This window comes from Rhizobium sp. Leaf341 (assembly GCF_001424325.1).
Classification (GTDB): domain Bacteria; phylum Pseudomonadota; class Alphaproteobacteria; order Rhizobiales; family Rhizobiaceae; genus Ferranicluibacter.
Map to the genome: position 1 here is coordinate 48805 of NZ_LMPE01000015.1, position 16752 is coordinate 65556.

Sequence of the window (16752 nt, forward strand, 5' to 3'; positions counted from 1 at the left end):
TCAGAGCGCTCCTTCGGCCGGAGTTGCGCGGCGCATCTGCCGCCACAGGATCCGGATGCGGTACTGGATCAGCGTGTCGCACGAAAGCACGAAGAAGAGCAGCAGGCCCTGGAACACCCGCACCACCTTGTCGGACAGGCTGAGCGAAATTTGCGCCGCCTCGCCGCCGAGATAGGTCAGGCCGAGAACAAGGCCCGCGACGATGATCGCGATGGGGTTCAGGCGTCCGAGAAAGGCGACGATGATGGCGGTAAAGCCGTAGCCGGGAGAAATGACCGGCTGCAGCTTGCCGATGGCGCCGGAAACCTCGGAGATCCCGGCAAGGCCGGCCAGGGCGCCGGAGAGCAGCATCGAGAACCAGATCATCCGCCGCGAGGAGAAGCCGGCAAACCGCCCTGCGCGTTCCGATTGCCCGAGAACCGTGATCTCGAAACCCTTCAGCGTGAAGCGCATCATGAACCAGATGGCGAGCGCTGCGATGATGGCGAAGGCAAAGCCGTAATTGGCGCGGCCCGAGGCAATCATCTCGGGCAGGATCGCTTCCGGCGAAAACTCGCGCGTCACGGGAAAATTGAACCCGCCGGGGTCGCGCCACGGACCGCGCACCAGCCAGTCGAGGAACAGCTGCGCGACGTAGACCATCATCAAGCTCGTGAGGATCTCGTTCGTGTTCATCCGGGCCTTGAGAAAGGCCGGGATCGCGGCATAGAGCGCGCCGCCGATCATGCCCATGACCAACATCAGCGGCAGGACGAGAGACGAATGCCATTCGTGAAAGACGACGGGAACGATCGAGCCTGCGACCGCACCCATGATGAACTGGCCTTCCGCACCGATATTCCAGTTGTTGGACCGGTAGCAGACGGAAAGCCCGACGGCGATGAGGATCAGAGGGGCCGCTTTGATGGCAAGCTCGTGCAGCGACCAGACCTCGGTCAGCGGCTCGATGAAGAAGCTGTAGAGCGCCAGTCCCGGATCCTTGCCGAGAATGCTAAACAAAATCGCCCCCGCGACGATCGTGAGACCCAGCGCGATGATCGGGGACAGGAACGCGTAGAGAACCGAAACCTTCGGCCGTTTTTCAAGCTCAATGCGCATGGGCGCCCTCGTTCACGGTCGGGCCAGGGGTGGTCTCGGACGCAGTCGTCCCGTGCATACCCCCCATAAGGAGCCCGATCTTCTCCCGGGACAGTGTTGCTGCCGGATAGATCTCGGAGAGCCTGCCCTCGTTGATCACCGCGATTTCGGTCGCCACTTCGAAGATTTCATCGAGATCCTGACTGATGATCAACACGGCGGAACCTGCCTTTGCGAGATCCACCAGCGCCTGGCGGATCCGGCTCGCAGCACCCGCGTCCACGCCCCAGGTCGGCTGGTTGACGATAAGAACCGACGGTTGACGATCAAGCTCGCGCCCGACGATGAACTTTTGCAGATTGCCGCCGGAGAGCGAGCCTGCCGGTGGATCGTCGCCGCTCTTGCGCACATCCATCGCCTCGGAAATCCGCTTTGCGGCCCGCTTCACGGCACTGCTGCGGATGAGCCCGAGCGCACCGCCGCCGAGAAACGCCTTTTTGTCGGAGGAATAGCGGGCGAGCACCAGATTGTCCGACAACGGCAGCGCCGACACCGCGGCATGCCCATGACGCTCTTCGGGCACGAAGCCGGCGCCGAGCGCCCGTCGCTGGTTGATGCCCTGCCGGCCGACCGGTTTCTCGCGGATGAACACCGCCGCATTGTCTCCCGTCGGATACTCGCCCGAGAGGGCGTCGAACAGTTCGCCCTGCCCGTTCCCGGCGACGCCCGCAATCGCCAGCACCTCGCCGGCATGAACCTTCAGACAGATATCCTTGAGCGAAACCGCAAAGGGCGTGCGCGCTGCGGCCTTCAGATGCCGTGCCTCAAGCTGCACCGTTCCCTTGGTCGACATTCCCGTTGCGCTCACATGCGCCACGTCGCTGCCCACCATCATGCGGGCAAGCGAGGCCGGCGTTTCCTGCCGCGGGTCGCAGGCGCCCGTCACCTTGCCGTGGCGAAGAACAGTCGCGCGGTCGCAGATACGCTGGACCTCCTCTAGCCGGTGGCTGATGTAGAGCACGGAGCGTCCCTCGGCCTTGAGCTTGGCAAGGGTCTCAAACAGCCTATCTGCCTCCTGCGGCGTCAGCACGGAGGTCGGTTCATCGAGAATGATGAGCTGCGGATTCTGCAGCAGTGCCCGGACGATCTCGATGCGCTGCCGTTCGCCGACCGACAGATCGGCCACATGTGCCTTGGGATCGAGCGGCAGACCGTAGCTGATCGAGAGAGCGGCGGCCTCGTCGGAAATTTTGCCGAGCGAGATGCCCGGATCCATCGACAGTGCGATGTTTTCGGCCACGGTCAGCGCCTCGAACAGCGAGAAATGCTGAAACACCATGCCGATGCCGAGACGACGGGCCGCACCCGGGCTTGCAATGTGCACCGGCTGGCCGCGCCATGTGATCTGTCCGCTGCTCGGGCTCAGAACCCCAAACAGCATCTTGACCAGCGTGGACTTGCCGGCGCCGTTTTCGCCGAGGAGGGCATGGATTTCACCGGGCCGGATATCGAGATCGATCCCGTTGCAGGCGGCAAATGTCCCGAAAATCTTCGTCAGCTTGCTGGCCGACAGCAAGGCGCCGTCAGCGCTGGGCACATCAACCGCCACGCCATCCCTCTCTTATATGCCGCAGATGCCCAGGCGCCGTTTCGGCTTCTCAGGGGATCAGCAAAGTTGTTCCGCTCGTCTTCCGGGCTTCCAGATCCGCATGCGCCTTGCCGGCATCGTCGAGAGCATACGTCTGGTTGATATTGATACGCACTTTGCCGCTGCGCACAACATCAAACAACGAGTTTGCACATGCCTCGAGCTGCGGGCGTGTCGAGGTATAGGAGTAGAGCGTCGGACGGGTGGCGAACAGCGATCCCTTCTGCGAGAGAATGCCGATGTTGAAGGCCTCGACCGCGCCCGACGAATTGCCGAAACTGACCCAGAGACCCCGCGGCTTCAGGCAGTCGAGCGACGCCGGATAGGTATCCTTGCCGACGGAATCGTAAACGACATCGACGCCCTTGCCGTGCGTGATGTCCTTGACCCGCGCCACGAAATCGTCGGTCCGATAGTCGATCACATGATCGTAGCCGTGCTCCAACGCCATCGCGATCTTCTCCGGCGATCCGGCCGTGCCGATCACCGTCGCCCCGAGAGCCTTGGCCCACTGCCCCGCGATCTGCCCGACGCCGCCCGCGGCGGCATGAAACAGGAGAACCGTATCCGGCCCGACAGGAAACGTCTGGTTCAGAAGATACTGCGCCGTCATGCCCTTGAGCATCATGGCAGCGGCCGTTTCCAGCGGAATATCGTCCGGGACCTTGATCAGCTGCTGCTCGTCGATATTGCGCTCGCTCGCATAGGCGCCGTCGGCGCCCGCATAGGCAACGCGGTCGCCCGGAGAAAACAGCGCGACGCCGTCGCCGACGGCCGTAACGATCCCTGCCCCTTCCTTGCCCGGAATGAAGGGCAGGCTCGCAGCCTTGTAGAGGCCCGTGCGGAAGTACACGTCGATGAAGTTCACGCCGATCGCTTCCTGGCGGATCTGGACCTCCCCGCGCGAGGGTGGCGGAACGGTCACGCCTTCCATCTTCAGGACATCGGGGCCGCCAAGCTCGCGGATCATGATTGCTCTTGCCATAAGCCTGTTCCTATTCGCGTCCGAGGTTGGGAAAGATCTGCAGGATGAACCCGATGACATAGAGATAGACGCCCGTGGCGACCACACCCCATACGACCCAGGCGGGCGTCTCGAAATGCATCAGCAGCGCATAGGCGCTGAGCACCGACCAGGCCGTGAAGACCGCAAGATTGAGCGGGCGGAGCCGCCGCACGCGCACCGGATGAAGGAAGCTGATCGGCATGAAGGTCAGGAACACCGACACGAAGACGACGATGGATGCAGCAAGCTCGCTCGCCTTGACGACGAAAAGCGTGAACACGACCATGTTCCAGACGACCGGAAAACCGGAGAAGAAATACTCGTCGGTCTTCATGCCCATATCGGCATAGTAGATGGCGCTGGACATGACGATCGCGCCGGCCGCGAAAAAGGACCAGGGTTCGCCGATCATGCCGCTCTGATAGAGCGCGAACGCCGGCAACAAGACATAAGTGACGTAGTCGATGACGTTGTCGAGCGTATCGCCCGACCAGTTCGGCAGGACCTCCTTGACGCGCACCTTGCGCGCGATCGGCCCGTCGATGCCGTCGACCGCAAGCGCCAGGCCCAACCACCAGAACATGTCGACGAAGCGGTGCTCCGCCGCGGCGACCACGCCGAGAAATGCCAGGAACGAACCGGACGCCGTGAGAACATGGACCGAAAAAGCCCGGATCTCGGCATAGGGGACCGGCTTGTAATTGAAGAACTTCATCGGCAGACGCATCCTGTGCTGACGCTAAGCGTAAACTCGGTGGGGCACCCGAAACACGGAAAGGTCATGCCACACCACCTCCTCCGCCGCGACCTGGTCGCTGCCGGCATGCCCGTACTATGCATCGTTTGCCCCGCCCTGCCAGCAAAAACAAGCGATTGCAAAGCGTCAAGCGTAATCCGTTGTGGACGTAGGCATCCCCTGCGGCAATGGTGACCATTCCAAAAGCCCAAGCTCGGCGCTAGATGTGAGCGTGGGAGACGGTCGACGCGACCTGTCGGGGCGCGGCATCGGCAGCGCAACGCCCTGACGATCGCTACCAGCTGGCCTTCGGCGATCGATCGCGCAATGGCCCGGAACAGGCCGGGACGGATGGCCGCACAGGGCATGGCGGGGACAGGCGGCGGGGCCAAGGCGAAAGAAAGGGACCGGATCATGGATCATTACGATATCGCCATCATCGGCGCAGGCCTTGCCGGAGCGCTGGCCGCGATCGCCCTGTCGCGCGACGGGCGCAGCGTGGCCCTGATCGCGCCACCTGCCCCGTCGGATCGGCGCACGACGGCCTTGATGGACGAGGCGATCGGCTTTCTCGGAAAGCTTGACCTCGGGAACGAGGTCGCAGCCCTTGGAGCGCCGCTGGCCACGCTGCGCATCATCGACGGGACCGATCGCCTGCTCCGTGCACCCGTCGTTACCTTCCGCGCAGCGGAGATCGGGCTGGAGGCATTCGGCTACAATCTTCCCAACGCGCCGCTTCTTGAAGTGCTCAACGCGCGCTTCGCCGATTCGCCATCCATTTCCCGCATCGATGCACGGCTGGAAAGCCTCGAGGAGCACCCGGCCGCCTGCACGCTCACGCTGACGGAGGGCCGCGCGGTCACGGCCTCGCTGGTGATCGGCGCCGACGGACGCCGCTCGCTCGTTCGTGAAGCCCGCGGCATCGAGACGCGCACCTGGAGCTATCCCCAGACGGCCGTCGTCCTCAATTTCGCGCATGAGCGCTCCCACGAAAATGTCTCGACCGAATTTCATACGCAGCAGGGCCCGTTCACCCAGGTTCCGTTGCCGGGCCATCGCTCCAGCCTCGTCTGGGTCATGACCCCCGCGCAGGCTGCCGAGATGGTGACCCGAGATGCCGCCGCCCTGTCGCTGGCCGTGGAGCAGCGCATGCAATCCATGCTGGGCAAGGTGACCGTGGACAGCGAGCCGCAGGCCTTCCCGCTTTCCGGCATGGCCGCAACCCGATTCGGCAAAGGACGCATCATTCTCGTCGGAGAGGCCGCACACGCCTTTCCGCCCATCGGCGCACAGGGTCTGAACCTCAGCCTGCGCGACGTCATGGCGCTGGTGTCCATGCTGGCGGACGCGCCGTCGATCGCCGCGGATATCGGCGATCGCTACGACCGCCGTCGCCGCGCCGACATTCTGAGCCGGACGGTCAGCGTGGATCTTTTGAACCGCTCCCTGCTCACGGGCTTCCTGCCGGTCCAGATGGTGCGAACCGGGGGGCTCCAGGCCCTGTCGTCGGCCGGAGCCCTGCGCAGTCTGGTCATGCAGGAGGGGTTGCGGCCCGGCAGCGCGATCCGGTCGGTCCTTGGCGGCCTACGGGAAAAGATCGGCCGGCACTCCGCCTGATCCGATCAGATAAAGCAGGCCGGTGACGCTCAGCATCGACAGCGCGGTGGTGATGAGGATGGCCGCGGAAGCCCGCTCCTGCCAGACGCCATACTGTTCGGCGATCACGAAGACGTTGGTTGCCGTGGGCAATGCGGCGAGCAGAACGGCGGCCTGCACCCAGACGGGCTCGAAATGGCCGGCGGCGCTCATGCCGAGATACATGACGGCCGGATGCAGCAGGAGCTTCACTGGGACGATATAGGTCAGTTCCACCGGCACGCGCCTCAGCGGCCGCAGCCCGAGGGTCACGCCCATCGCAAACAGCGCACAGGGCGCAGCCGTCGGCGCCAGCGCCTCGATCAGCCGCCGGATCGCGACCGGTGGCTGGAGCTGGAAGGCGGCGGCTGCGACGCCGATGGCCGTTGCCAGGATGAACGGGTGCAGCAGGATCTTGCGCACGACGGACAGTGCAAGCCTCGCCGCGGTCTGCTTTTCGCTTCCGGCAATCGCCATCATCGCCGGCGCCGTGATGAAGTGCGCGACGTTCTCGACCGAGAAAATCAACGCCACGGGCACCGCCGCCCGCTCCCCGAGCGCCATCAGGGCCAGCCCCGGCCCCATATAGCCGATATTGCCATAGGCGCCGGCGAGCCCCTGCACGGTCGCTTCCGCCAGAGACGTCCGGCGCACGAAGCGCGCGACGACGAAGAGCAACGTGAAGATCGAATAGGTCGCGGCGACGTCGGTGAGAATGAAATCGAACCGCGTCAGCTCCTGGATCGGCGTGCGAGAAATCAGCGTGAAGAAGAGGGAGGGCAAAGCAAGATAGAGGATGTAGGCGTTCAGCCATGCCATACCCTCGAGACCCGGCTTCACCGCCTCGGCCGGACCTGTCGTTCGCCGGCCGAGGAGATAGGCGGCGCCGTAGCCGAGCAGAATGAGACCGAAGAACGGTGCGACCAGGCTGAAGATATCGCTCATGGCATGATCCCGACGGCAGACGGCATCTCTCTCAGCCGATCTGCATCAGCACGGGAAACGTCTGCTGAAACCAGATGGAGACCGTGCTGACCAGCCCGAACAGAAACGCAAGGCCGGTCACGATGAGAAGCGCGCCCATGATCTTCTCGACAAGGCCGAGATGTCGGCGAAAGCGCGACAGGAACCCCATGAATGCCCCCGAGAACGCAGCGGCGATCCAGAAGGGAATGGCGAGGCCGAGGGAATAGACGGCGAGCAACCCGGCGCCTTCCGACACCGTGTCGCGCGATGCGGCGACACCGAGGATCGTCCCCAGCACGGGGCCGATGCAGGGCGTCCAGCCGAAGCCGAACGCGAGGCCCATGATATAGGCGCCTGACAGCGTCGCCGGCTTGCCCCCGCCCTGGAAGCGCGCCTCGCGCCCGAGAAGCCCGATCCGCAGCACTCCGAGGAAATGCAGCCCCATGATGATGACGACGATGCCGCCGATCCGCGACAGCAGGTCCATATGCTGGCGCAGAAGCAGCCCGACCGACGATGCACCGATCCCCAGGGCGATGAAGACGGTGGAAAATCCGAGCGTGAACAGAAGGGCCGAGGGAAGCACGGCCCGGCGCGTCATGACGGCCGGCTGCCCGTCGCGGGCGCGGAACTGATCGACGGAAACGCCCGCCATGTAGCAGAGATAGGGTGGTACGAGCGGCAGCACGCAGGGCGACAGGAACGACAGGGCTCCCGCCAGCACCGCGGTCCAGATCGAGATATCGGCAATCGACACAAGCACGTCCTTCGAAACCATAGGGTCGCGGTGATCGGCGTCGCGCTGCTGCGGACCCCGGTTCCACGACACGCGTCGCGCCTGTGTTATCGCGCGATGCCGCCGCCAGCAATGGTGCCTGACGCCGCAGGTCGGCGACCACGCCATTCGCCGGCAGACGTCGATGGCGGCGGTCCCGGATCTGCCGCGGGGATCCTCGATGTCGGGGTACGACCGCCACGGCAGACAGCATTCGAGGCACGGGGAAATCGGAGGACGACGGATTTTTGGGTTGACCGCGACGGCGCGCCTATGCATATCTCCGCCAACTTTCGCCAGGCGGCCCGCCGCCCGGCGCGGGAGCGCGTAGCTCAGTTGGTAGAGCAACGGACTTTTAATCTGTAGGTCCAGGGTTCGAATCCCTGCGCGCTCACCACTTTCCTTCAATGACGTCGCGGGAATGAGATACCCAACGTCCCAGTCTTGCAACACGGCTGCAGCAGCGGAACTGGCATCAGAAACTTTCAGCACGACCCTTCAAACAAGCCGAGTGCGCTGGACACTCTGATTGCCCGGAACCCGGTAAAGCGCTTTTCTTGATCGATGGGTCGAATCAAGGTGTTCCTTGCGAACGTCCTCGGCCATGGATATGCGGCGAGCACACCCAAATCGAAGTATTTTCACCGTTGACCAACGTCTCGCTTTTTGGACCACGCGGCTGGAATGTCCTGTCCGCGTCGAAAGATTCGAAGGATCTCCACCGTGTCCGTGTTGTCGATAACACGGAACGCAATGGACGCACTCCGTTCAAACCCGATAATCCGTAGCCCGGGAAGGACATGGTCACGCAAGGTGCCCCGTTCGGGGAAAGTCCGAAGCGACATACAGGCGGCCTCAAGACGGCCAAGGTATGCGCCTGCGCGCTCGTTGCCCGCCTGCTCGGCGATATAGAGATAAAGGCTTTTAAGATCGGCGCTGGCGGTAGGACGAAAAACGACCTTAGGCGCCACGCTTGTGCGCTTTCACCCGTTCCGCATGGAAATGCTGCAGTTCCGCGAATACATCCTCTGCCGGAAGACTGGGGCGCGGATCGTCAATCGATTCTTGGACTTTGGCACGCAGTATCGCGTCCAGAGCTTGTTCTTCGCGGTCGAGCGCGCGGAGAGCCGCTCGCACCACCTCGCTGGCAGACTCATAGGCGCCGGAGGCGACCCGCGTATCGATACTGGCCTGTTGCTTGCCGAGGCTGACGGTGATCGGTTTACTGGCACGCATGTTAAGGGTCCTCGTCTTCCCCCTTTATAGCACAAAGTATGACAGTGTCATCATACGGGTAGCGCGTCTTTTCTGCGCTCAACCAAGCTTGCTGGGTCCATCATTGGCTGATCGTGAGAAATCGGCGCCGTGAGCGTTTGCTCCAGAACCTTCGGTCTGTAGGTCCAAGTTTGAGTGCCTGCGCGCCAGGGATTGCCCGCCTCGTTTGCCGTCGGCAAACACAGGCGCGTCGCTCCCATGGCACCGGCGACGATGCGATACGGCATGGCATCGAGCGGCGACTGACCAGGAATATCCCTTGTCAACTGCGGGTTGGACCGTTCGCGAAGGGCGTGCCGCATGGTGAACCTTCCCCACAACGCCGCCAGCCTCTTTCGGACAGGAGATTCGAACGTTCTGCGCAGACATTTTTTGCCGAGCCAATTCCCGTCGGCTCGAAAACGATCTATAGAGCTTCGGCAACCTGGGGGAGCAAATGCGCGAGCAGACGTCCGAGATCGAGTGGATCGACGAAACCATAGAAATACTCAAGGCGACCGAAGGAGGATCGGACGCCCAGAGGATCGAGAGCATCTCGGCCGTTCTCATGGCGCTGCTTACGCGGGCACGGGCGCAGCAGAGTCTGGAACTCGATTTTTATGCGGCGATGCCCGTCGATCGCGCCTGATCCCATCGCCCGACAGCTTTTGCGCACGGCCGCGCTGAAGGCGCCCGTCATTGGTGACATAAGGAACATTTTCCTTCGCAGAGCCGTTTCCGCCGCACCTGAAGGAATAGGAGCGCGCAGTATGATCGAGTTTCGGAAAATCCCGATGGCCGGCGGCGAGAACGGCGATTTTCGTCCCGTCGATCAGGCCGCTGAGCAGGATCACTCGCAGGCAACCAACGCCTCAAAACGAGACGGCGTCGAGAACCCCGAACGTGCGGACTCGGGGGATCAGGACGCCAAGGACGAACGCGGCGATGAAGCCGGCGATGATGCCGTGAACTCGTCCGGGCGGACATCGCGTGAGACCTGAGACCGACTGACAAGCAGGTAATGGCAGCCACGCGTCACCGGGTTTCGGCTGCGGAACGAAATTGCATCACCCTAGTTGAAGCGGCGAAAGCGGCTCTGACGGAGATGTGCGATGCTTGACACGTGGAAAAGGAATGGTCGGAAAGCCGTAGAACGCGACGACTATCATGCCTTCATGATGCGCGAACTGCTGGTCTGGGTGGTGGGCGTTCCCGTTCCCATCGCGATGGTGATCGGCCTGTTCGTATTCTGAGTTTGAAATCCCGCCTCGCGTCGCAGGCTCGACACGTCGCGGCGACGACCGCTTGCGAATTGCCCTTAAGCGCCGAGCGAGAGCGCGAAAAACATCAGGAATGACACGGCGCACAGGGCGGCGATCACAAGAATCAACTCCTTCATCATGAAATCATACATGGCGGGCCATCCTTTCCAGGACTGATGTATGATCATATCTTGCTTACGCAAGACATTCCTCTCGAAAGTTCGTCATTTGGATGCGCGGTCCGCTCGCTTGGTTCGCGCACGGCAACGCTGCCGATCGCAGGACAGCTTGCGGACAGTTTTTCAGGGCACACTGGTGGTCGCGTCACACCGATTTTCGAATCCGATGGTGCGTATATGTGCAATAGCTTGAAGAGCACCGCGACTCCTGTCATTTCTGCGGTGCCTTCAATCGACCGAGTGGACTGCGACGATGAAACCAACCTCCCTGCCCTTGGGCGTGATCCTGATTGCATGCCTCGTTGCGACCGTTCTGACGATTGTCCTCGTCCCGCATCGGGGCACAGCTGCGCCCCGAGCAAACATCGAGACCGTTCACCGTCTCTGATCCCTCTCGACGGTTGGGGAGAGAGCGCCTCGGCCTCCGGCAATATGAAGGCTGTTGCCCATCCAGCGTGGTTGTCCGTGCAGGACTACTGGCAATCCGAAACGATAATCTGACAATTCGGGCAGTCGGCCGTCGCCATTTTTTCGGCAGCTTTCAGAGTCGATCCATATCCGATGCCGTAGTTGACCCGGTCGCCCGCATAGGCACCGCAGCGCTCGAACCAGACGGCCACCGTGCAGTCGTCATTGCCGGCCGATTTGCATTCCCGCACCGCGTTGCGCTCGGCTTCCTGGCGCGAACTTCCCCATCCCATGCCATAGCCCGCTTCACTGGCTGCCGTGCCCTGCGAGTCGTTGACGGCGATCGCCCCGAAAGCGAAGGCGGACGTGACCGGACCGGCGAGCAGAGTGAGCGTGATAAGCGCTGTGCGTACGAACGTTTTCATGTGTCCCCCCAGACAATTGAGGACGAACCTTCAAACGTTCGTCCATCCTCCTCGCCGCAACGGCAAGGCCTCCTTGAACAGGCTACAAGACAAGAGAACCGACGACAATCGGTCCGCCCGGCGGCCTTCGCATTTAAATGGCGTGATGCCTAATCCGCTTGGTTAACGCGCATATCGTCTTGCGAATGCAATCTGAAGATGCGGCAAATTGGTAGTAGAGAAGCCGTAGATTACATAGAACGTCGTCGTCACGAAATGGGAGATGACAATGGCAGAATGCAAGGACGCGAACGGCGACACGTGGGAGATCTATGCGTCGAACGGCTGGCGCTGGAGGCGGAAGGCGCGAAACGGCGCAATCGTCGGACAGTCGAGTGAAAGCTATGTCAACAAGTCGGATTGCATCGCAAACGCGCGGCGCAACGGCATGACGTGTACGCCGGTCTGATCGCCACGGCGTGATGATCGTGCGCTGATCATCAGGGTGTCCGATCACGGCTCCGACGCGCGCCTGCGAGCGTCAGCCGCAGCCGGATAGCCCGATCCGAACAGAGCGGTCGGCGCGCATCCGCGCCGGCCGCTCTTCTGTCCGACGTCTCCTGTCCGACGGCTACTTTCCTGCGAAGGGATCGGCAAGCGCCGCTTCCGGACGGCTGATCGGATACTTCGTTCCGGAGACCTTCGCTGCCATGCCCTTCGCGCCGGCCTGCTTCAGAAGCGTGCGAAAGACCGGATGCATGCCGCCGTCGACATAGGCGCTCATGGACGCGCTGACGGGAACCGGTCCGCCGATCAACGCATCGATCGCGCGGCTCTCCTGCGCGATCTTCGCCAGAGCCTGCGGTTCGATGCCGGGTGTCGCCTCGGGGCACGGCGCCAGCGGGTCGGACGGCTCGCCCTCGACGAACGCCTTGTCGAACACGTAGCGACCGCCGCAGGCCGAGACCTTCGGTTGCCGACGCGTAACCTCGAAGGCGTCGTAGCCCTCTTTGAGAACGCGCCAGAAAGCGAGGTTCGCATCGCCGCGATGCGCCGCCATGTTGGCAGCCGTCATCCGGAACGGATAGGCCTGAACCTGGAAACTCGCCTGCCCGCTATCGAGCGCCTCTGCGACGACGGCGTAGATTTCGCCGATGCCCTGATCGGTCATGGCGTAGCAGCCCGACGACGAGCAGGCGCCGTGCACCATCAGGGCCTCCCCGGTATAGCCGAGCGCGCTTTCAAGCTGATTGGGGTAGCCGAGATTGAACGAGACGTAGAACTGCGAGTTCGGATTGAGCATGCCTTTCGTGACATGATAGAATCCTTCCGGCGCATGCCGGTCGCCCGATTTCCGCTTCGGGCCAAGGTCGCCCGACCAGCGACAGATCGGATAGGTCTTCAGGAGCGCATATTTGCCGCTGCGATCGACCTTCCAGATCTCCAGTTCGCTTTCCTGCTTGAAGATCCGCACGAGAACGGGGCTTTCCGCCTTCATGCCCTTGCGGCTCATCTCGGCCAGCATTTTCGAGGAGAGCTTCGGCGGCGCTTCGGTGATGTCCAGCGCCATGCAGCCGCTGAGCGCCACGCCCAGGGCAACCGAGACGGCGGTCAGGATAGAGGCCTTGCGGAGGGCTTTCAGGGTCGGAAATGTGGGCATGCGGCCTCTATCGATGGCAATCGCGACAAAGTTGTGTCGCGTCCACACATGAGCGGACGTCGAACACTGGCTCTACAAGGTTAAGCTTTCCTGAACCCGAACGGATGAGCGCGATCACAATAAGCTGTCCGACCCTTCCAAATGCTGCAGTGCACACTACCCTTGCGCCATGAGCGAAATGATCACATGGCTTGACCAATCTCTCCGCTGGGTGCCTGCCTGGGCCGTCAGCATCGTCCTTTTGGCGCTGTTGTTCGGTATCGGCCTCTTCTCCCATCGGGTTCTGTTCGACATCGCGACACGCATCGCCGCGAAATACGACCTGTTCTGGCGGTCGCTGGTCGCGCGAACGGAGCGTCCGATGCGCCTGCTCGCCATCATGGTCGCGCTCTCGTTCGGCGTTTCCATCGCGCCGCTGAGAGACAATCAGGCCGGCACGCTGCATCACATTCTTCTCCTTGGGTTCATCCTGGATTGCGCATGGATCGCGAAGGTCACCCTGCACATCTGGACCACCGTCTATCTGCGCCGCTTCAAGCTGGATGCCGAGGACAATCTTCTGGCGCGCAAGCACGTCACACAATCGCGCATCATGGAGCGCATTGCCGGCTCCATTATCATCATTCTCGGCGTGGCCGCCTGCCTCATGACGTTCCCCGCCGTGCAGCAATACGGGGTGAGCCTCCTGGCCTCCGCTGGGGTCGCCGGCATCGTGCTCGGTCTGGCCCTCCAGCCGGTCCTGAAGAACCTGTTTGCAGGCATCCAACTGGCGATCACCCAGCCCATCCGCCTCGATGATGCGCTTCTGATCGAAGGCGAATGGGGCAATGTGGAAGAGATCACCGCGACCTATGTCGTCGTCAAGATCTGGGACTGGCGCCGGCTCGTGCTGCCGCTCAGCTATTTCATCGAGAAGCCTTTCCAGAACTGGACGCGTGAAACCGCCGCCCTGATCGGCACCGTGATGCTCTATCTCGACTACAGCGTTCCGGTCGATGCGATCCGCAGGGAGGCGGAGAAGATCGCGAAGGCCTCCGCCCTGTGGGACGGTCAGGTCATCAACATCGCCGTGACGGACCTAAAGCCCGAGACGGTGGAAATCCGCATTCTCTGCTCTGCTGCCAATGCTGCCCGCACCTTCGATCTCCGTTGCGAGATGCGCGAGAAGATGATCGGGTTCATCGCCGAGACCTATCCGAACGCGCTTCCGCACCTGCGCGCGGAATTGCGGACAGCGGAACCCGTCGGAAGCATCGCCGTGACGACGCCCCGGCGTGCGCACGCGTGACACGCTAGCTATTGCGCGGCGAGCGTGCCCACCGGCAGCGTGTAGGCGACCGCTCCGGCGTTCTGAAAATGCAGCGTCAAAGGGATCGCGTCGCCCTGGCGAAACGGCTTAACGACATCCATGAACATCAGATGCAGCCCGTTGCCGGCCAGCGTCACCGTCTGCCCCGCGGGCACAGGTATGCCGTCGAGCTTGCGCATGCGCATCACGTCGTTTTCCATCGTCATTTCGTGCAGTTCGACGCGTCCGGCGGCCGGGCTTTCGACAGAGACCAGCCGGTCGTCGGACGGCCCGGCATTGCCGATGGTCAATCCCCCACCACCGACCTTCGCCCCGGGTGGCATCGGCTTGGCGCCGCCGCCCGACAGCGTCAGGGCTCCGCTCACGACCTGGCTGCCGGGAACGGCGCTCTCGGTGGCCAGCGCAGGCATCACGGCGAGGAGAGATGGCAGGGCCAGCGTCAGGGCAGCGAGAAACGTCTTTACCGAAGGCATATCGTGATCTCCGTGGGCAGCATGCGGCCAGATGAGCCAGACGCATTCCTACAGCGACCCCTCCATAAAGCAAGGCGGCAGAGAGTGCTCGCACCATCCGCAGAGCCGTCCGCGCGACCATACCAGTGGCGACGAAAATCTTGGTCCCTGCGACATTTTCCGCTTGCCAAGGATGGGCGATCCTTCTTATCTGAGGGCGATCTTGTTGGGAGAATCCAGCTTCGCGCTGGTGCCGAAGGAGCAACCGCCCCGGAAACTCTCAGGCCCACGAACCAGCAGGATGCCGGCAGGACTCTGGAGAGAAGCATTTCGCTCGCCGAAGGGATAACAATCTCAGGCACAGGAACAGAGGGGGCTCAATCGACGGCACGATTCCGTGCGCGTTGACGCGAGCCGGCGCATGTCGCCAACCTGGAGACCGGATTTGGACGATCACACAGCCTTGAACGACGCCGCATTGAAGCAGACGCCCTTGCACGCCCTGCATCTGGAACTGGGCGCCCGCATGGTGCCCTTCGCTGGCTACGACATGCCGGTACAATATCCCGCCGGCGTTCTGAAGGAGCACCTTCATACCCGCGCCGCCGCCGGCCTGTTCGACGTGTCGCATATGGGCCAGGTCGAGCTGCGCGCCGCCTCCGGGACGCTGGAGGATGCGGCACGGGCTCTGGAGAGCCTTGTTCCCGTCGATGTCCTCGGAATCGCCGAGGGCCGACAGCGCTACGCGCTCTTCACCGACGAGACGGGCGGCATTCTCGATGACCTGATGATCGCCCGGCTTCCCGGCCGCTTCCTGATCGTCGTCAACGCAGCCTGCAAGGATGCTGATTTTGCCCATCTGAAGGCGCATCTCGGCGATCGTTTCGCCCTGACTTTGCTCGAGGACCGCGCGCTTCTGGCGCTGCAGGGCCCGCGTGCGGAAGACGTGCTGGCGGAGCTCTGGGCCGATGTGGCGGGCATGCGCTTCATGGACGTCGCGGAAGCCCTGATCCATGATGTTCCCTGCATCATTTCCCGCTCCGGATATACCGGGGAAGATGGCTTCGAGATCTCCATTCCCGCCGACAAGGCCGAGGATATCGCCCGCCGTCTGCTCGATCATCCCGACGTGCTGCCGATCGGTCTCGGGGCCCGAGACTCGCTGCGGCTCGAAGCCGGCCTTTGCCTTTATGGCAACGACATCGATACGAGCACCAATCCGGTCGAGGGTGCCCTTGAATGGGCGATGCAGAAATCGCGGCGGATGGGGGGCGCCCGGTGCGGCGGCTTTCCTGGCGCCGGCACGATCCTCGATGCGCTGACCAATGGTGCCGCGCGGCGGCGCGTCGGTCTGAAGCCCGACGGCAAGGCACCGGTCCGCGGCGGCGCGACGCTCTATACGGATGCGACCGGCACGACCGAGATCGGCAAGGTCACGTCCGGCAGTTTCGGCCCGACCGTCGGCCATCCCGTCGCCATGGGTTATGTCGAAACCGGGCGTGCAGCACCGGGTACCACCGTCTTTGCGGAACTGCGCGGCAAGTTTATCGCCATGACCGTTTGCGCCCTTCCTTTCATCACCCCCACCTACAAGCGCTGATCAGGAGCCAATTCCATGCTGAAATTCACCGACGAACATGAATGGCTGCAGATCGATGGCGACATCGCAACGGTCGGCATCACCAAGCACGCCGCCGATCAACTGGGCGACCTCGTTTTCGTGGAGCTTCCCGAAGACGGCACGGCGCTGACGAAGGGCGAGAGCGCGGCCACGGTCGAGTCCGTCAAGGCCGCCTCGGATGTCTATTGTCCGCTCGACGGCGAGATCGTCGAGACCAATCCGGCCATTGTCGAGGATCCCGCGCTCGTGAACGGCGACCCGCAGGGGGCCGGCTGGTTCTTCAAGCTGAAACTCTCCGATCCCTCGGCCGCCAACGCGCTGCTCGACGAGGATGCCTATAAGGAGCTGATTGCCTGATGA

19 protein-coding genes, 1 tRNA gene, 1 pseudogene and 2 riboswitches are annotated in these 16752 nt (G+C 62.8%); of the genes and pseudogenes, 9 read left to right on the forward strand and 12 right to left on the reverse strand.

The annotated features are described in order from the left end of the window. Genes ASG03_RS15145 through pcsA form a run of 4 tightly spaced genes read right to left on the reverse strand, consistent with a single transcriptional unit; the run spans window position 1 to window position 4446 of the window. A complete protein-coding gene (locus ASG03_RS15145) occupies window positions 1-1098 on the reverse strand; it encodes an ABC transporter permease (protein WP_062694307.1) in 1098 nt (365 codons plus the stop codon). Continuing rightward, window positions 1088-2686, reverse strand: a complete 1599-nt coding sequence (locus ASG03_RS15150; protein ID WP_062694309.1) for an ABC transporter ATP-binding protein — start codon at window positions 2684-2686, stop codon at window positions 1088-1090. The genes ASG03_RS15145 and ASG03_RS15150 overlap by 11 nt, the downstream gene beginning before the upstream one ends. Before the next feature lie 49 nt (window positions 2687-2735). Beyond that, on the reverse strand, window positions 2736-3710 hold the full coding sequence (locus tag ASG03_RS15155; protein ID WP_062694312.1) for a quinone oxidoreductase family protein: 975 nt from the start codon (window positions 3708-3710) through the stop codon (window positions 2736-2738). 10 nt (window positions 3711-3720) lie between these two features. Beyond that, window positions 3721-4446 carry a phosphatidylcholine synthase gene (gene pcsA / locus ASG03_RS15160; protein ID WP_062473542.1) on the reverse strand — a complete coding sequence of 242 codons (726 nt, stop codon included), beginning with the start codon at window positions 4444-4446 and terminating at the stop codon, window positions 3721-3723. Between the two features lie 435 nt (window positions 4447-4881). Between pcsA and ASG03_RS15165 the strand changes: the two genes are divergently transcribed. Then, window positions 4882-6084 (forward strand): UbiH/UbiF family hydroxylase, encoded by a 1203-nt coding sequence (locus ASG03_RS15165; RefSeq protein ID WP_062695208.1) that lies wholly within the window; start codon window positions 4882-4884, stop codon window positions 6082-6084. On the opposite strand, the gene ASG03_RS15170 is transcribed toward ASG03_RS15165, so the two are convergent. Together ASG03_RS15170 and ASG03_RS15175 are read right to left on the reverse strand one after the other, a co-directional pair. Then, entirely contained in the window at window positions 6052-7047 is a 996-nt protein-coding gene (locus ASG03_RS15170; RefSeq protein ID WP_062694314.1) for an AEC family transporter, read from the reverse strand. The two genes, ASG03_RS15165 and ASG03_RS15170, sit on opposite strands and share 33 nt — an antisense overlap. 31 nt (window positions 7048-7078) lie before the next feature. Beyond that, window positions 7079-7897 carry a cytochrome c biogenesis CcdA family protein gene (locus ASG03_RS15175; RefSeq protein ID WP_162241399.1) on the reverse strand — a complete coding sequence of 273 codons (819 nt, stop codon included), beginning with the start codon at window positions 7895-7897 and terminating at the stop codon, window positions 7079-7081. Window positions 7898-8164: 267 nt separating this feature from the next. Between ASG03_RS15175 and ASG03_RS15180 the strand changes: the two genes are divergently transcribed. After that, window positions 8165-8240 (forward strand) — tRNA-Lys (locus ASG03_RS15180). Window positions 8241-8484: 244 nt separating this feature from the next. Here the strand turns inward: ASG03_RS15180 and ASG03_RS15185 are convergent. From ASG03_RS15185 to ASG03_RS21525, 3 genes are read right to left on the reverse strand one after another with little or no spacing between them, the layout of a single operon-like run. Continuing rightward, window positions 8485-8814 carry a type II toxin-antitoxin system RelE/ParE family toxin gene (locus tag ASG03_RS15185; RefSeq protein WP_062694316.1) on the reverse strand — a complete coding sequence of 110 codons (330 nt, stop codon included), beginning with the start codon at window positions 8812-8814 and terminating at the stop codon, window positions 8485-8487. Then, window positions 8804-9079, reverse strand: a complete 276-nt coding sequence (locus ASG03_RS15190; protein ID WP_062694319.1) for a type II toxin-antitoxin system ParD family antitoxin — start codon at window positions 9077-9079, stop codon at window positions 8804-8806. Before ASG03_RS15190 ends, ASG03_RS15185 begins: the two co-directional genes overlap by 11 nt. A 50-nt stretch (window positions 9080-9129) precedes the next feature. After that, the gene (locus ASG03_RS21525; RefSeq protein WP_156381848.1) at window positions 9130-9420 is read right to left on the reverse strand and encodes a hypothetical protein; all 291 of its coding nucleotides are present in this window, start codon (window positions 9418-9420) and stop codon (window positions 9130-9132) included. Window positions 9421-9554: 134 nt separating this feature from the next. Between ASG03_RS21525 and ASG03_RS15195 the strand changes: the two genes are divergently transcribed. From ASG03_RS15195 to ASG03_RS21530, 3 genes are all read left to right on the forward strand, one after another. Further along, window positions 9555-9746, forward strand: coding sequence for a hypothetical protein (locus ASG03_RS15195; RefSeq protein ID WP_062473547.1), 192 nt, complete (start codon window positions 9555-9557; stop codon window positions 9744-9746). A 145-nt stretch (window positions 9747-9891) separates the two neighbouring features. Further along, a complete protein-coding gene (locus ASG03_RS15200; RefSeq protein ID WP_156381849.1) occupies window positions 9892-10098 on the forward strand; it encodes a hypothetical protein in 207 nt (68 codons plus the stop codon). Between the two features lie 111 nt (window positions 10099-10209). After that, window positions 10210-10350, forward strand: a complete 141-nt coding sequence (locus ASG03_RS21530; RefSeq protein WP_156379737.1) for a hypothetical protein — start codon at window positions 10210-10212, stop codon at window positions 10348-10350. 661 nt (window positions 10351-11011) lie between these two features. Here the strand turns inward: ASG03_RS21530 and ASG03_RS15205 are convergent. Beyond that, window positions 11012-11371, reverse strand: a complete 360-nt coding sequence (locus tag ASG03_RS15205) for a DUF4189 domain-containing protein (protein ID WP_062694323.1) — start codon at window positions 11369-11371, stop codon at window positions 11012-11014. Between the two features lie 268 nt (window positions 11372-11639). Here ASG03_RS15205 and ASG03_RS15210 point away from each other — a divergent pair, with 268 nt between their 5' ends. Next, on the forward strand, window positions 11640-11819 hold the full coding sequence (locus ASG03_RS15210) for a YegP family protein (protein ID WP_062474511.1): 180 nt from the start codon (window positions 11640-11642) through the stop codon (window positions 11817-11819). Window positions 11820-11981: 162 nt separating this feature from the next. On the opposite strand, the gene ASG03_RS15215 is transcribed toward ASG03_RS15210, so the two are convergent. After that, window positions 11982-13010, reverse strand: coding sequence for a L,D-transpeptidase family protein (locus ASG03_RS15215; protein ID WP_062473555.1), 1029 nt, complete (start codon window positions 13008-13010; stop codon window positions 11982-11984). A gap of 178 nt (window positions 13011-13188) precedes the next feature. On the opposite strand from ASG03_RS15215, the gene ASG03_RS15220 reads away from it, so the two are divergent. Further along, on the forward strand, window positions 13189-14298 hold the full coding sequence (locus tag ASG03_RS15220; RefSeq protein WP_244475283.1) for a mechanosensitive ion channel family protein: 1110 nt from the start codon (window positions 13189-13191) through the stop codon (window positions 14296-14298). A gap of 8 nt (window positions 14299-14306) precedes the next feature. Here the strand turns inward: ASG03_RS15220 and ASG03_RS15225 are convergent. Continuing rightward, window positions 14307-14678, reverse strand: a pseudogene (locus ASG03_RS15225) (copper chaperone PCu(A)C); the annotation flags it as partial. 310 nt (window positions 14679-14988) lie between these two features. Beyond that, window positions 14989-15073: riboswitch (glycine riboswitch) on the forward strand. A 3-nt stretch (window positions 15074-15076) separates the two neighbouring features. Beyond that, a riboswitch (glycine riboswitch) is annotated at window positions 15077-15151 on the forward strand. 41 nt (window positions 15152-15192) lie between these two features. Between ASG03_RS15225 and gcvT the strand changes: the two are divergent. Further along, on the forward strand, window positions 15193-16371 hold the full coding sequence (gene gcvT / locus ASG03_RS15230) for a glycine cleavage system aminomethyltransferase GcvT (RefSeq protein WP_062473561.1): 1179 nt from the start codon (window positions 15193-15195) through the stop codon (window positions 16369-16371). A gap of 15 nt (window positions 16372-16386) precedes the next feature. Then, window positions 16387-16749: a glycine cleavage system protein GcvH gene (gcvH, locus tag ASG03_RS15235; RefSeq protein WP_062473564.1), complete on the forward strand. Its 363-nt coding sequence runs from the start codon at window positions 16387-16389 to the stop codon at window positions 16747-16749. Window positions 16750-16752: the final 3 nt, after the last annotated feature.

What these genes read in the sequence shown, in the direction of transcription:
- ASG03_RS15205 (WP_062694323.1), bottom strand. Translation starts at nt 11,371, where the DNA reads ATGAAAACGTTCGTACGCACAGCGCTTATCACGCTCACTCTGCTCGCC.
- pcsA (WP_062473542.1), bottom strand. Translation starts at nt 4,446, where the DNA reads ATGAAGTTCTTCAATTACAAGCCGGTCCCCTATGCCGAGATCCGGGCT.
- ASG03_RS15195 (WP_062473547.1), top strand. Translation starts at nt 9,555, where the DNA reads ATGCGCGAGCAGACGTCCGAGATCGAGTGGATCGACGAAACCATAGAA.
- ASG03_RS15170 (WP_062694314.1), bottom strand. Translation starts at nt 7,047, where the DNA reads ATGAGCGATATCTTCAGCCTGGTCGCACCGTTCTTCGGTCTCATTCTG.
- gcvH (WP_062473564.1), top strand. Translation starts at nt 16,387, where the DNA reads ATGCTGAAATTCACCGACGAACATGAATGGCTGCAGATCGATGGCGAC.
- ASG03_RS15215 (WP_062473555.1), bottom strand. Translation starts at nt 13,010, where the DNA reads ATGCCCACATTTCCGACCCTGAAAGCCCTCCGCAAGGCCTCTATCCTG.
- ASG03_RS15210 (WP_062474511.1), top strand. Translation starts at nt 11,640, where the DNA reads ATGGCAGAATGCAAGGACGCGAACGGCGACACGTGGGAGATCTATGCG.
- ASG03_RS15145 (WP_062694307.1), bottom strand. Translation starts at nt 1,098, where the DNA reads ATGCGCATTGAGCTTGAAAAACGGCCGAAGGTTTCGGTTCTCTACGCG.
- ASG03_RS15165 (WP_062695208.1), top strand. Translation starts at nt 4,882, where the DNA reads ATGGATCATTACGATATCGCCATCATCGGCGCAGGCCTTGCCGGAGCG.
- ASG03_RS15155 (WP_062694312.1), bottom strand. Translation starts at nt 3,710, where the DNA reads ATGGCAAGAGCAATCATGATCCGCGAGCTTGGCGGCCCCGATGTCCTG.
- ASG03_RS15200 (WP_156381849.1), top strand. Translation starts at nt 9,892, where the DNA reads ATGGCCGGCGGCGAGAACGGCGATTTTCGTCCCGTCGATCAGGCCGCT.
- ASG03_RS15190 (WP_062694319.1), bottom strand. Translation starts at nt 9,079, where the DNA reads ATGCGTGCCAGTAAACCGATCACCGTCAGCCTCGGCAAGCAACAGGCC.
- ASG03_RS15220 (WP_244475283.1), top strand. Translation starts at nt 13,189, where the DNA reads ATGATCACATGGCTTGACCAATCTCTCCGCTGGGTGCCTGCCTGGGCC.
- gcvT (WP_062473561.1), top strand. Translation starts at nt 15,193, where the DNA reads ATGTCGCCAACCTGGAGACCGGATTTGGACGATCACACAGCCTTGAAC.
- ASG03_RS21530 (WP_156379737.1), top strand. Translation starts at nt 10,210, where the DNA reads ATGCTTGACACGTGGAAAAGGAATGGTCGGAAAGCCGTAGAACGCGAC.
- ASG03_RS21525 (WP_156381848.1), bottom strand. Translation starts at nt 9,420, where the DNA reads ATGCGGCACGCCCTTCGCGAACGGTCCAACCCGCAGTTGACAAGGGAT.